This is a genomic window from Streptomyces sp. NBC_01689 (genome assembly GCF_036250675.1).
Lineage (GTDB): Bacteria > Actinomycetota > Actinomycetes > Streptomycetales > Streptomycetaceae > Streptomyces.
The window spans coordinates 2813450-2826856 of sequence record NZ_CP109592.1; the positions used below are offsets into that span (position 1 = coordinate 2813450).

A 13407-nucleotide genomic window follows, 5' to 3' on the forward strand; every position below is an offset into this window, starting at 1 on the left:
GTGCGGGACCGGGCCCGCACCGACGCCACCGGCCGCTCACCACCGCACCGGCAGAGCGCGCACACCACGCATGAGCATCCCCGGCAGCGGCTCGCCAGGAGGTCCGTCGAGAGCGAGATCCGGGCAGCGCTCCAGCAGCGAGCCCAGCGCGATCTGCGCCTCCAGCCGGGCCAGGGGCGCGCCGAGGCAGTAGTGGACGCCGTGTCCGAAGGCGAGATGGCCGCGCGGGGCCCGGCGGATGTCGAAGGTGTGCGGGGCGGGGCAGTACGCCGGGTCACGGTCGGCGGCGTCGAGCCCGATCATCACCGGATCGCCCACCGCGATGGCCCGGCCGCCGATCTCCATGGGCTCCGCCGCGTACCGGTACGTGGCCGTCTCGACCGGTCCCTCGAAGCGCAGCACCTCCTCCACCGCCCCGTCCAGCAGGGTCATGTCGGAGCGCAGCGCGGCGAGTTGGGCCGGGTGGGTGAGCAGGGTGTGCACCCCGTTGGTGATCAGGTTGACCGTGGTCTCGTGGCCCGCGACCAGCAGGATGAACGCCATCCCGCGCAGCTCTCCGCGGGAGAGCCGGTCGCCGTCCTCGGCCCTGGTGCGGATGAGGTCGCCGAGCAGATCGCCCGCCGGAGCCGTACAGCGCTTGTCCTCGATCAACTCGTCCAGATACGCGGCCAGTTCCTTCACGGCGGCCAGCTCGCCGACGCCGTCCGCCGGTGTCACGATCTCGTTCGACATCCTGCGGAACGCGGCCCGGTCGATGTCGGGCACCCCGAGCAGTTCGCAGATGACGGTGATCGGCAGCGGATAGGCGAAGGAGTCCACGAGGTCCGCGCGTCCGGCCGGCAGCATCGCGTCCAGCAGCTCGTCGGTGATCTGCTGGACACGGCGGCGCAGCGCCGCCACCCGGCGCATGGTGAAGGCGCCCGCGACGAGGGAGCGCAGCCGGGTGTGCTCGGGCGGATCGGTGACGAGCACATGGCGGCCCATCAGCTCGTCCTCCAGCGAGGTCAGCCCCGTCTTGGTGCTGTCCTTGGAGAGTCTCGGGTCGGCGAGGGCGGCCCGCGCCTCCTCGTACCCCACGACGAGCCAGCATTCGTAGGCGCCCGGCGCCGGCATGCGCACCCAGTGGACGGGACCCCGTTCGCGCAGCCGCGCGTACACCGGATAGGGGTCCTTCATGAACCGTGCGCCGTACTCACCCAGGTCGATCATGGCTCCGCCCTCCCGTCGTCCTGCACAACGCGCGGGGTCCCCGCTCAGTGCCCGTCCTCCTCCAGCAGTCCGGCGTCGTACGCCAGCAGGGCGATCTGGACACGGTTGTCGAGTCCGAGCTTGGCGAGGATGCGGGAGACGTGCGTCTTGACGGTGGCGACGCTCATGTACAGCTCGGCGGCGATCGCCGCGTTGGAGGCGCCCCGGCCGACGGTGACGGCGACCTCGCGTTCGCGGTCGTTGAGGACGGCGATCCGCTCACGGGCCGTGGCGCGGCGGGTGTCGGCGGGGTCGCCGGCCGCCCGCTCCATCAGCCGGCGGGTGACGGTGGGCGACAGCACCGGATCGCCGGCCGCGACCCGGCGTACCGCGTCGACGATGTCGGCGGGCGGGGTGTCCTTGAGGACGAATCCGGCGGCGCCTGCGCGCAGTGCCCGCAGGACCTGTTCGTCGGCGTGGAAGGTGGTGAGGAGCACGACCTGCGGGGCGTCCCGACGGCCGCGCAGCCGCTCGGTCGCCGCGAGGCCGTCGAGGGTCGGCATCCGGATGTCCATCAGGACGACGTCCGGGCGGGTGCGGTCGACGAGCGCCTCGACCTCGCTGCCGTCGGCGGCCTCGCCGACGATCTCGATGTCGTCGGCGCCGCCCATCATGAGGGACAGGCCGGCCCTCACCAGGGGATCGTCGTCGACCAGGAGCAGTCGGATCGCTTTCATGGTGCCTACCGTAGTGATTCCGTCCGGCGTGCCGATTCCGTCCCGCGGTCCGGGCGGGGCGGCTACGGTCGGCTGACCGGAGCCGGCGTCCCGTGCCGGCCGCCCGGGTGACAGGTGACAGCCGCTTCCGGAGGAGTTCCCCCTTGCGCTACCGGCTCTTGGGCCGCACCGGCCTCCGTGTCTCCCAACTGTTCCTCGGCGCCATGACGTTCGGGGAACAGGACGGGGTGGGCGCGCCGAAGGAGGAGTGCGCGCGGATCCTCGACGCCTACGCGGAGGCGGGCGGCAACGTGGTCGACACCGCCGTCAACTACCGGGGCGGGGCCAGCGAGGAGATCGTGGGCGAGCTGCTGAGGGGGCGGCGCGACCGGTTCGTGCTGTCCACCAAGTACACCGTCTCCCGTGACGGCACCGACCCGAACGCCGCCGGGAACCACCGCAAGAACCTCGCGCTCTCCCTGGAGACGAGCCTGCGGCGGCTGGAAACCGACTACATCGACATCTACTGGGTGCACATCTGGGACCGGAACACCCCGGTCGAGGAGACGATGCGCGCGCTCGACGACGCCGTACGGTCCGGAAAGGTCCTGTACGTGGGCATCTCGGACGCCCCCGCCTGGGTGGTGTCACGGGCCAACACGCTGGCCGAGTGGCGGGGTTGGTCGCCGTTCGCCGCGCTCCAGGTGCCGTACAGCCTGCTGAGCCGGGACGCCGAGCGTGAACTCCTGCCGATGGCCGAGGCGTTCGGCATGTCGGTCGCGGCGTGGAGTCCGCTCCAGAACGGCGTCCTGTCCGGCAAGTACACCCGGCCGGGCGGTGTCGTCCCGGGGACGGCGACCCGGCTCTCCCCGGAGGCGATCGGGGAGTTGGAGCGCACCGTGGCGGAGGCCGTCCGGACGGCGGCCGACGAACTCGGCGCCTCCGCAGCGCAGGTCGCCATCGCCTGGACCATGGCCCGCTCCCCCGCCGTCCACCCCCTCGTGGGCGCCCGCCACGTCGGCCAGCTCGTCGACAACCTCGGCGCGGCCGAACTGACCCTCCCCGCGGACCTGATGGCCGACCTGGAGGAAGCCACCGGCTTCCGCACCGGCTTCCCCACCGACTTCATCCACGAGACATCCCCATGGGTCTACGGAACCGCAGGCCACCGAGTGATCCCCCGCCCCCACTGACCCCCACACCCGAGCCCTCCCCCCTCGGAAGCCGGCACCCGGCGACACACACAAGCCACCGGACCCCGGACCCGGCACCCGGCGATGCACCCGAGGGGCCGGGCCGGTACGTCGAGCCCGTCGCTTACGCCCGGATCGAGCAGCGGCTCCCCACCTGACCCACGCCTGATCCAGCGGCGACGGGCTCGACGTACCGGCCCGGCCCCGCCCCACCACGCACCACCCGGCACTCCACACCCCGCCGCACCCGCCGCCCCACCCCGAACGCCCCGCAACCGCCCCGGCAGGGCCCGTCACCCACCCCACGGCAACCACGCCCGCACCTCGAACCCCCCGTCCCCCTCCACCCCGTGCGTCAACCGCCCGCCCGCGAGCGCGGCCCGCTCGGTCAGCCCGATCAGCCCCTGTCCGGACCCCGGCACGTGCGGCACCTCCCCCGACGGCGCCGGATTGCGCACGGACACGGTCAGACCGTCCCCGGAGCCGCCCGAGACCCAGACGGAGACCTCGGCGCCCGGCGCGTGCTTGCGCGCGTTGGTCAGCCCCTCCTGGGCGATGCGATAGGCGGTGCGCCCCACCGACGCGGGCACACCCGCCGGGTCGGCGACCACCTGGTCGAGAACCACCTTCATGCCCGCGTCCCGCGACTCCGCGACCAGCGCGTCGAGCGCCGCGAGCGTCGGCTGCGGCCGCCCCGCGTCGTCGGCGTCGCCCGCCCGCAGCACGCCGATGATCTCCCGCAGGTCCTGCAACGCCTCGTGCGCGCTCTCCCGGATCACCCCGGCGGCCCGCGCGACCTCCGCGCGGGGCGCGTCCGGCCGGAACTCCAGCGCCCCCGCGTGCACGCTCAGCAGCGTCAGCCGGTGGGCCAGTACGTCGTGCATCTCGCGCGCGATGGCCTCCCGGGCCAGCCGCTGCGCCTGCTCGGCCCGCAGCGCGGCCTCCGTCTCGGCCCGCCGCGCGCGATCCCGCAGGCTCAGCATGAGCTGTCGTTTGGACCGTACGAACATGCCCCAGCCGACCACCGTGGCGGTCAGCAGCGCGGTGACCAGCACGGCGGCGAGGTACGGCAGATCCGGGTCGGGGCGCAGCCAGAAATAGGCGGGCAGCAGGGCGAGCTGGCTGCCGGCGACCCAGGCCACGTACGGGAAGGGCCGGTGCACGGCGAGGGTGAAGAGGGCGACGAGCCCGGCGCCGCCCGCGGTGTTCGAGATCATTCCGACGGGGATCATCGCCACCGCCAGCCCCAGCGGCCAGCGCCGTCGCAGCCAGACCGCCCCGCAGGCGAGCCCGCCGATCCACTGGTCGGCGACGGCCAGGCCGTGCGGGATGTCCGGGTCGCCCGTCAGCGTGTCCGCGGCGAGCGCGCCGATGCCGACGGCCAGCAGGAACCATCCGAAGTCGACGATCCAGTCGCGCACGGTGCGCCGGGGCCGCCCGTTCCTCCCGGTCTGTGCCGGGTCGAGCTCGGCGGCCACGGCCGAGGGCAGCAGCCAGCGCCGTCCGGGCAGGAGCAGCGCGGGGGACGCCGGCAGACCCGGCGCGGACAGGTTCCCCGGCAGGTGCGGCGGATGGTCGGCAGTCACGGTCGACAAATCTACGCAGTCGGGGGCTCCCGCCACCTCCCTCGTCCGGGCATCTGCGACGAAAGTCGCAGCCGTGGGGACTTTCGTTCGGGCGTCGCCCCGCGCCCGCCGCGCCCGGGCGGCCCGCGGGTGCGAGGGCCGTGTCACGGGGCGGCCGGTGACACGGCTCCCGGCACCCCTGGGCGTCGTCGCACCGGCGCGGGACGCTCCCGGCCCGGCGCGCCCGACGACGGGCCGCCCACGAGGGTGGGGCCTCGCGGAGCGGCCCGGCCGCCTCCGTCTCAGCAGTTGAAGTTGATCAGCTTGAACGTGACGTAGTGGTCGGAGGTGTAGTAGTCCTCGCGCGTCTTCCTGCCGGTGACGATGCGCTTGGCGCCGCGCGTCGGGGAGCCCGGCGTGATGACGGTGTACTCGTGGTAGTAGCCGGTGGACTGGCCGGGCAGGACGCCCTCTCGGTTCTGGAAGACGACCCCGTCCTGCGCGTAGGGGAAGGGGCCTCCGGCGGCGATCAGGTCCAGCGTGTCGTGGGCCTGCGCGGGCAGACCGCCGTAGCAGACGCTGCCCACGGCGGTCGCCGCGGCATCCGCGGGGGCGACCGCGGTCCCGCCGATGAGCAGCGCGGACAGGAGGGCGACGAGGGATCCGGTGCGAGTGATTCGTGGGGGGAATCTCATGACCCTAGGATGACGCGCGTAGACGCTGTCATGTCAATGTCAAGGTTGCACTTTTCTCCCGCCGAGTCCGATGAGTTCTCCGCGATTTAACCTGCCGCCCGGCGTCCCCACACGGTCCCCACGACCACGAGCGCGCCGCCCAGCAGCCCCGCCGCGCCCAGCCGTTCGCCGCCGAGCACGATGCCCGTGGCGGCCGCCCAGAGCGGCTCGGTGCCGAGCAACAGGCCGACCCGGGACGGCGAGCTCCGGCGCACGGCCCACATCTGCACGAAGAAGGCCAAGAGCGTGCAGAACACGGCGAGGAACAGCAGCCCGGCCCACTCCCGTCGCCCGAAGCCCGCGGCCGTGCCCCAGGGCGTGGTGCCGGTTCCGGTCGACAGCAGTGCGAACACGACCACCGCGGTGCCCAGTTGCACCGTGGTCAGCGGCAGCGCGCCGGCGCCCCGGACCGCCTTGCCGCGGGACATCACGAGGACGTGGACGGTCCGGGCGACGGCGGCGAGCAGCATCAGCAGATCACCCGGCGAGGGACGGGTGAAGCCACCGCTCTGGGTCAGCAGCACCACGCCGAGTACGGAGATCCCCGCCGCGGCGAGGAAGGAGCGGGCGGGCCGGACCCGGGTCACGGCCGCCTCGGCGAGCGGGGTGAAGATCATGGTGAGGCTGATGACGAGGCCCGCGTTGGTCGCCGAGGTGTGCACGACGCCGTAGGTCTCCAGGAGGAAGATCCCGCTCAGGATGAGGCCGAGCGTCGCGGCCCCGCGCCACTGGGCCGCGCTCAGCGCGCGCAGGGAGCGCCGGCCGGCCACCACCAGCACCGGCAGCGCGACCGCGAAGCGCAGCACCAGCACGGCGAGCACGGTCCGCGCGGTGGTGACGTCCTTGGCCGCGAGGTAGCTGGCTCCCCACACCGCCGCGACGAGCAGCAGCGGCAGGTCGGTGCGCCACGCGCGTCGGGGGGCGAGGGTACCGGGTACGGCGATCGTCGACATGGGAGCGGTCTCCAGCGGGACGGGCGCGGACGTGGAGACGGCACCGGCTCTCACGGGGGAACGATCACCGTACCGGCGGAATCGCGGGAGGGCCACGGATCCCGTCCGCCGCGCGGGGACACGGCGGTTTCCCGTTCGGCCGTGCGCGGGGACTTCGGCGGTACTGTGCGGTGGACGTCGCAGTGTGCACCTGCGAGGCGTCCTGCGTCGCGATCGGGCGCGTCATCCACGGTGAGGGACGATGATCGTATCGGTGGTGTCGATGCCGGAGGGTGTCGTCGTGCGCACGGATCTGCGCGGGGCCCGCGAACGTCTGAGCGCCTCGGGTTTCGTGATCGTGGACATCGACCTGGGCGAGGAGCCCCCGCCCGACGGCGGGCCGCTGTCGCAACGGCTCGGGCTGGACGACGAGATCTGGGAGTGGCTCGGCCAACGGCGGGAGCACGCCCGCGCCGAGTTCCACGAGGGAGCGGTCGCGGGCATCGTTCCCGTGGTCTGCGGCGACCGCATCGCCTATGTGCAGATCCACGGGGACGAGGACCACGTCATCACGGTCCACCACGGCTCCATGGAACTGATCGACACGTTCGTCGCACGGCTGCGGCACGAGCGGCCCGCCGACTCGGTCACCGCGCTCTATCTGATCCTGCAGGGCGTCCTGGAGAGCTTTCGCCGGGCCGTCACGCAGGCCCATCTGGAGGTCGAGGACCTGGAGGAGGCGATGTTCGAGGAGCGGCAGCCGCGGCAGGCGCAGGCGCTGGCCCGGCTGCGGCGGCGCGCGGCCCGGCTGCATCGCGCGTTCCTGCCGTACGCGTCGGTGGTCCAGGAGGTCCTGGTGCGCCGGAGGATGACCGCGCACGGCGTTCCGGAGGAGCGACGGGCGATGAACAGCTTGCACGAGCACACGGTGCAGCTGGTCCTGCTGGAGATCGAGTCGCTGCGGGACGCGACCCGGCGGGCGGCCGGCAGTTACTCGTCGATCGTCGCCGACCAGCAGAACCTGGTGATCAACAGGCTCACCATCGTCTCGATGATCTTCTTGCCGCTGTCGTTCCTGACCGGGTTCTTCGGCATGAACTTCACCTTCCTGACCAAGCGCCTCGACACCGAGGACTCCTTCCTCGCGCTCGGTCTGGGCCTGCAGGCGGTGTCCGTGGTCGCCGCGCTCTACTACGTGCTCTACCGCACGCACTGGCGGCAGCTGAAGGACAGCCGGCCCCACGACACCGCCGACGACCAGCTCTGACACGCCACGGCCCGGGCCTCGACACCCGGCCCTCAGCGCCCGGCCCCCCACGCCCCGGCCCCGCACGCCGGGGCGCCCGCACGCCGGCCCCGCGGACGGCGCGCGGGGCCGGACAAGACCGGACCGGACGGAGTCAGCCGCCGAGCACCCGGTACCTGGCCTCCAGGGCCGCCGCTCCGTCCCGCGTCAGCGAGCCGAACAGCCGCAGCCGGGAGATGCCGCCGTCCGGGAAGATGTCCACGCGCGCGTGCGTGCCCACGGCGGGCTCGGCGAGCGTGAAGCGGTGGTCGGTGTCGGGCTGGAGCCGGGTACGGGGGAGGATCTCCGTCCACGCGCCGTCCTCGCCGTCCCGGACGGAGACGGAGGCCCAGCCCGCGCTGTTGCCCTTCAGGTAGGCCGTGTCGATCTCCAGGGCGCGGATCTCGGCCCGGGCGGCGAGCCGGTAGCGGATCCAGTCGTGGCCGGTGTCGCGGCGGCGGCGCGTCTCCCAGCCGTCGTCCATCTTGCGGGAGCGCCCCGGCCGGATGGTGTTGGCGGCGGGCGAGTAGAAGCGGTCGGAGGCGTCCTCGGCCCGGCCGCCGTTCTCCAGGGCGACGACGTCGAAGGTGCCGAGCGCGGCGAGCCACGCCGGGTCGGGGACGACCTCGCCGTGGACGCGCAGGCGGGCGATGCCGCCGTCGGGGTGCTGGTTGACCCGCAGGTGCGTGAAGCGCTGTCCGAGGTCGACGGCGAATCCGTTCGCGGCGTGACCGCCGACCGCCGTGCGCGGGACCAGGGTCGTCCACTTCACGTCGTCCGCCAGCAGTTCCCGGGGAGACGGGGAGCCGGGCACCGACGCGCCCTCGACCGACACCGCCTGCGGGTAGTTGCCCCGGAAGTGGGCCGTGTCGACGACGATGCCGCTGATCACGCCGGGCGCGCCGAGGCGGACCAGCGCCCAGTCGTGGTCCTCGGCCGCGGGCCACGGGTGGTCGCCCGAGGCCCCGCGCCTGCGGCGGGTCTCCCAGCCGTCCATGATCTTGCCCTTGTGCCCGAAGTGCTCCGGGTCGAACTCGGCGCGCCCGGGCACGAGGAGGTTCTCCCGCTCGGCGAAGAACTCGTCGTTGGCGGCGACGACACCCGCGCCGAGCCGCCGGTCCGCAAGGTCGGCGTCCTGCGCGAACGGGAACTCGGCGGTGCGGTAGTCGGCGTACGGGTCGCCGCCGCCGTAGGGGTTCGCGTCGCCGGTGAAGCGGGGAATCGCCGTCACGATGATCAGGTCTGCCTTTCGGGAGTCGGCCGGTGCGGGACGCACGTGCGGGTGCGGAAGCCGGTACAGCGGATACGGGGTACGGATCTACGGGTTACGGATCTACGGGTTACGGATCTACCGGATCCGGACACCGGAGGTACGGATCTGCGGGGTTGCCGGTCGGGGGCGGGCGCGGGTACGGGCCCGCGGACACGACCTAGGCGTTCCGGGACAGGAGCACACCGGCCGGCTCGGTGAACCGGCCCTCGGACAGCACGCGTTCGCCGCGCAGCCAGGTCGACTTCACCACCCCGCTGAGGGTCTTGCCCGCGTAGGCCGTGACCCGGTTGCGGTGGTGCAGGGCGGCGGGGTCGACGGTGAACGTCTCGTCGGGCGCGAAGACGGCGAAGTCGGCGTCGAGGCCCGCCCGGACGGCCCCCTTGCGGTGGTCGAGGCCGACCAGCCCCGCGGTACGGGTGGACATCCAGCGGACGACGTCCTCCAGGCCGTGCCCCCGTCCGCGCGCCTCGGTCCAGACGGCCGACAGGCTCAGCTGGAGGCCCGAGATGCCGCCCCAGGCGGTCGCGAAGTCGTCCGTCTTCAGGTCGGCCGTCGACGGCGAGTGGTCGGTGACGACGCAGTCGATCGTGCCGTCGGCCAGCGCCTGCCACAGGAGGTCCTGGTTGGCCGCCTCGCGGATGGGCGGGCAGCACTTGAACTCCGAGGCGCCGTCCGGGACTTCTTCGGCGGTGAGGGTGAGGTAGTGCGGACAGGTCTCCACGGTGAGCCGGACACCGTCGGCCTTCGCCGCGGCGATCAGCGGCAGCGCGTCGGACGACGACAGGTGCAGGACGTGCACGCGCGCGTCGAGCCGCCGGGCCTGCGCGATCAGGTTCTCGATGGCGGTGTTCTCGGCGTCCCGCGGGCGTGAGGCGAGGAAGTCCGCGTACCGCCGGCCGGCCCGGTGAGGGGCGGCGTCCAGGTGGTGCGGGTCCTCCGCGTGCACGATCAGCAGACCACCGAAACCGGAGATCTCGGCCAGGGACCGGGCGAGCCTGTCCTGGTCGAGCTCCGGGAACTCGTCCACCCCGGACGGCGACAGGAAGGCCTTGAAGCCGAACACACCGGCGTCGTGCAGGGGGCGCAGGTCCTTGACGTTGTCGGGCAGGGCGCCGCCCCAGAAACCGACGTCGACGTGGGCCTTTGCGCGGGCGGCGTCCTGCTTCGTACGGAGGTGGCCGACCGTCGTCGTCGGCGGGAGGGAGTTGAGCGGCATGTCGACGATCGTGGTGATGCCACCGGCCGCGGCGGCGCGCGTCGCCGTCCAGAACCCCTCCCACTCCGTACGGCCCGGGTCGTTGACGTGCACGTGCGTGTCGACGAGGCCGGGGAGCAGGACGTCGTCGCCGAAGTCCTCCAGGCGGACGCCGGGCGGCACCTCGGCGTCGTGCGGGAGCACGGCCGTGATCCTGCCGCCGGCGACCGCGACCGAGGCGGCGCGTGTCCCCTCGGGAGTGATGACACGCGTCGAACGCAGCATCAGTTCGACCCATCCGACCTCGGACACCCGGACCCCTCTCGCCGCCGCTGTCGCCTTCCGTGCCGCCGTTCACTCCACGCAACGGAATTCAACGTTCTGTTGAAGGAGTCTTCACCCCCGTCCCCCCGCCGTCAAGAGCGCGCCCTTCACCCCGCTCCCGTCGCCCACTCCCTGGATGTTTCCACAGAATGGAATTATACTTCCACAAAGCAGAACGTAGTCATGCGCCAGCGAGGAGTCAACCGACACCCGGGTAGGCTGCATCACTGCCTGTCAGCATCGAAAGGACCGCGCCGTGCCGACGTCCCGCGCCAGCGACGCCCCAGCGCAAAACGCCTCCGCCAAGTCGTCCGCGCCGAGCGGTGGTGTCCAGTCCCTGGAGCGCGCCTTCGATCTGCTCGAGCGCATGGCCGACGCCGGCGGCGAGGTCGGCCTGAGCGAGCTGTCCGCCAGCAGCGGACTGCCGCTGCCCACCATCCACCGGCTGATGCGCACCCTGGTGGTCTGCGGTTACGTACGCCAGCAGCCGAACCGCCGGTACGCGCTCGGTCCCCGGCTGATCAGGCTCGGCGAGTCCGCGTCCCGGCTGCTCGGCACCTGGGCCCGCCCCTATCTCGCGCGCCTGGTCGAGGAGACCGGCGAGACGGCGAACATGGCGCTGCTCGACGGCGACGAGATCGTCTACGTGGCGCAGGTGCCCTCCAAGCACTCCATGCGGATGTTCACCGAGGTCGGCCGCCGCGTGCTGCCGCACTCCACGGGCGTGGGCAAGGCGCTGCTCGCGGACACTCCGGCGGACGAGGTGCGCGCCCTGCTCGCCCGTACCGGCATGCCCGCGGCGACCGAGAAGACGATCACCACGCCGGACGGCTTCCTCGCGGCGCTGGAGGAGGTGCGCCGGCTCGGCTACGCGGTCGACGACAACGAGCAGGAGATCGGCGTGCGATGCCTCGCCGTCTCCGTGCCCGGCTCCCCCACCGCCGCCGCCCTCTCGATCTCCGGCCCCGCGGGCCGGGTCACCGACGCGGCGACGGAGAAGATCGTGCCCGTGCTGCGACAGGTGGCCGTGGAACTGTCGGAGGCCCTCGCCAGTTCCGGCACGAACGCCTGACCCGGACCCGCCGCCCGGACCCCTCCGTGCCGGGTAAGGGCCGTGCGGGGGCCGGGCCCTCGGCGAGCCCTCACGACACGCGCCGCGGACGCCGTTCCCGCCGGCCCCCGCACACCCCGAGCAGCCTGCGCGTCCACTCCCGCAGCGGCACGCCCGGCATCCGCTCCTCCGCGCGCCGCTGCAGCTCACGCTCCCGGCGGTCGGTGAAGCGGTGATCACTTCGGCCGCGCCTTCCACGGAGGCCTCCCGCACCGATCGGCATCGCTCCGCTCCCCTTCCCGCGCACCTGTCCGGGCGCCCCTCCCCGGGACACCCCCACGCCTCCGGAGTCTGTACGCTGATTGGCCTGCCCCACAGGGCCAATGCGAGGGAGTTGGCATGCCGAACGGACCGGTCGTCCACGGAATGGACAGGACCCTCGGAAGCCGGCAGCTCGCCGGGCTGCTGACCGCGTCGCCCCACACCGGCGGGCGCCCCGGGTACCGCGCCCTCGCCGACGGCGTCCGCACCCTGCTCCTGCACGGCCGGATCGCGCTGCACGTCCGGCTGCCCGCGGAGCGCGAACTCGCCTCGACGCTCGGGGTCAGCCGGGCCACGGTGACGGCGGCGTACGACCTGTTGCGGGAGGACGGGTTCGCGCGCAGCAGGCGGGGCGCGGGGACGTGGACGGAACTGCCCGACGGCCACCGTCCGGCCAATGTGGCCTCCTTCCCCGCCGAGGACGGGGTGATCGACCTGGCCGTCGCGGCGCCCGGCGCGCCCGAGGCAGAGCTCGCGGAGGCTCTCGCGGAGGCGTCCGGACTGCTGCGCGCGCGTGCTTCCACGCCCGGCTACAACCCTTACGGGACCAGCGAGTTGCGGGCCGCCGTCGCCGAGCGGTTCACCCGGCGCGGCCTGCCCACGCTGCCGGACCAGATCCTCATCACGAACGGGGCGCAGCAGGCGCTCTCGCTGACGCTGGGGCTGCTCGGCCGGCCCGGTGACCGGATCCTGGTCGAGAACCCCTCGTATCCGAACGCGCTCGACACGATGCGGCGCATCGGTCTGCGCGCCACCCCCGTCCCGGTCACGGAGGACGGCTGGGACCCTGGCCTGATCGACGGCGCGCTGCGGCAGGCGGCGCCCCGGCTGGCGTATCTGATCCCCGACTTCCACAATCCGACGGGGTGTCTGATGCCGGCCGAACAGCGTCTGGCGGTGCTGGAGTCCGTGCGGGCGACCGGTACCTGGCTGGTCGTCGACGAGACGATGACGGACATCGCGCTGGACGTGCCGCCGCCGGTGCCGTTCGCGTCGCTCGCCCCGCGCGGGACGGGCGAACAGATCGTCACGGTGGGGTCGTTGAGCAAGACGCACTGGGGCGGGCTGCGGGTCGGCTGGGTACGGGCGGGGTCGCGGCTGATCACCGAGCTGGCGACGGCGCGGGTACCGGCGGACATGGGCGGCCCGGTCCTGGACCAGTTGGTCGCTCTCGGCCTGCTGGCGCGGACGGAGCAGGTCCTGGCCGAGCGGCTGCCGCGGCTGCGGGTCCAGCGGGACGCGCTCGCGGAGTCGCTGGGCCGTCATCTCCCCGACTGGCGCTGGACGCCGCCGCCGGGCGGCCTGTCCCTCTGGATCGACCTGGGGCGTCCGGTCGCCTCGCCGCTGGCCCGCGCGGCCCTCGGGCGGGGCGTGCGCATCGAGGGCGGCGCCCGCTTCGGCGCGGACCCGGGCACCCATGAGTCCCGGCTGCGCTTCCCGTACACCCTGGCGCCGGACGTGCTCGACGAGGCGGTACGCCGGGTCGCGACCGCGCTGGACGGCGGCCTCGACGCGGCCGGCACGGACACCGGACGCCCCCGCTGGGTCGCCTGACCGCGCCCGCCCGCCCGTTCCGCACGGCGCCGTCCGCCCGTACCGGCGGGTCCGGCTCGCACGACGACACCCGCCC

At 73.4% G+C, this 13407-nt stretch carries 11 protein-coding genes; 4 read left to right on the forward strand and 7 right to left on the reverse strand.

Annotation, left to right across the window (positions count from 1 at the left end; all coding sequences use genetic code 11):
• Window positions 1-36: 36 nt before the first annotated feature.
• Window positions 37-1209 (reverse strand): cytochrome P450 family protein, encoded by a 1173-nt coding sequence (locus tag OG776_RS11965; RefSeq protein ID WP_148013108.1) that lies wholly within the window; start codon window positions 1207-1209, stop codon window positions 37-39.
• A gap of 44 nt (window positions 1210-1253) precedes the next feature.
• A complete protein-coding gene (locus OG776_RS11970; RefSeq protein ID WP_148013109.1) occupies window positions 1254-1925 on the reverse strand; it encodes a response regulator in 672 nt (223 codons plus the stop codon).
• Between the two features lie 143 nt (window positions 1926-2068).
• Between OG776_RS11970 and OG776_RS11975 the strand changes: the two genes are divergently transcribed.
• Window positions 2069-3097, forward strand: coding sequence for an aldo/keto reductase (locus OG776_RS11975; protein ID WP_329320538.1), 1029 nt, complete (start codon window positions 2069-2071; stop codon window positions 3095-3097).
• A 293-nt stretch (window positions 3098-3390) separates the two neighbouring features.
• Here the strand turns inward: OG776_RS11975 and OG776_RS11980 are convergent, their stop codons facing one another.
• The 3 genes from OG776_RS11980 to OG776_RS11990 all read right to left on the reverse strand — a co-directional run bounded on the left by OG776_RS11980 (window position 3391) and on the right by OG776_RS11990 (window position 6349).
• Window positions 3391-4692, reverse strand: coding sequence for a sensor histidine kinase (locus tag OG776_RS11980; RefSeq protein WP_443077263.1), 1302 nt, complete (start codon window positions 4690-4692; stop codon window positions 3391-3393).
• Window positions 4693-4964: 272 nt separating this feature from the next.
• Window positions 4965-5357, reverse strand: a complete 393-nt coding sequence (locus OG776_RS11985) for a ribonuclease domain-containing protein (protein ID WP_148014924.1) — start codon at window positions 5355-5357, stop codon at window positions 4965-4967.
• Between the two features lie 86 nt (window positions 5358-5443).
• The gene (locus tag OG776_RS11990; RefSeq protein ID WP_148014925.1) at window positions 5444-6349 is read right to left on the reverse strand and encodes a DMT family transporter; all 906 of its coding nucleotides are present in this window, start codon (window positions 6347-6349) and stop codon (window positions 5444-5446) included.
• Between the two features lie 241 nt (window positions 6350-6590).
• Here OG776_RS11990 and OG776_RS11995 point away from each other — a divergent pair, with 241 nt between their 5' ends.
• Window positions 6591-7595, forward strand: coding sequence for a magnesium transporter CorA family protein (locus OG776_RS11995; protein WP_148014923.1), 1005 nt, complete (start codon window positions 6591-6593; stop codon window positions 7593-7595).
• A gap of 133 nt (window positions 7596-7728) precedes the next feature.
• Here the strand turns inward: OG776_RS11995 and alc are convergent, their stop codons facing one another.
• The gene (gene alc / locus OG776_RS12000; protein WP_329320542.1) at window positions 7729-8844 is read right to left on the reverse strand and encodes an allantoicase; all 1116 of its coding nucleotides are present in this window, start codon (window positions 8842-8844) and stop codon (window positions 7729-7731) included.
• A gap of 199 nt (window positions 8845-9043) precedes the next feature.
• Entirely contained in the window at window positions 9044-10366 is a 1323-nt protein-coding gene (gene allB, locus OG776_RS12005; RefSeq protein WP_148013306.1) for an allantoinase AllB, read from the reverse strand.
• 295 nt (window positions 10367-10661) lie between these two features.
• On the opposite strand from allB, the gene OG776_RS12010 reads away from it, so the two are divergent.
• On the forward strand, window positions 10662-11477 hold the full coding sequence (locus tag OG776_RS12010) for an IclR family transcriptional regulator (RefSeq protein WP_148013111.1): 816 nt from the start codon (window positions 10662-10664) through the stop codon (window positions 11475-11477).
• A 378-nt stretch (window positions 11478-11855) separates the two neighbouring features.
• Window positions 11856-13331, forward strand: coding sequence for a MocR-like transcription factor YczR (gene yczR / locus OG776_RS12015; protein ID WP_329320544.1), 1476 nt, complete (start codon window positions 11856-11858; stop codon window positions 13329-13331).
• Window positions 13332-13407 lie beyond the last annotated feature (76 nt).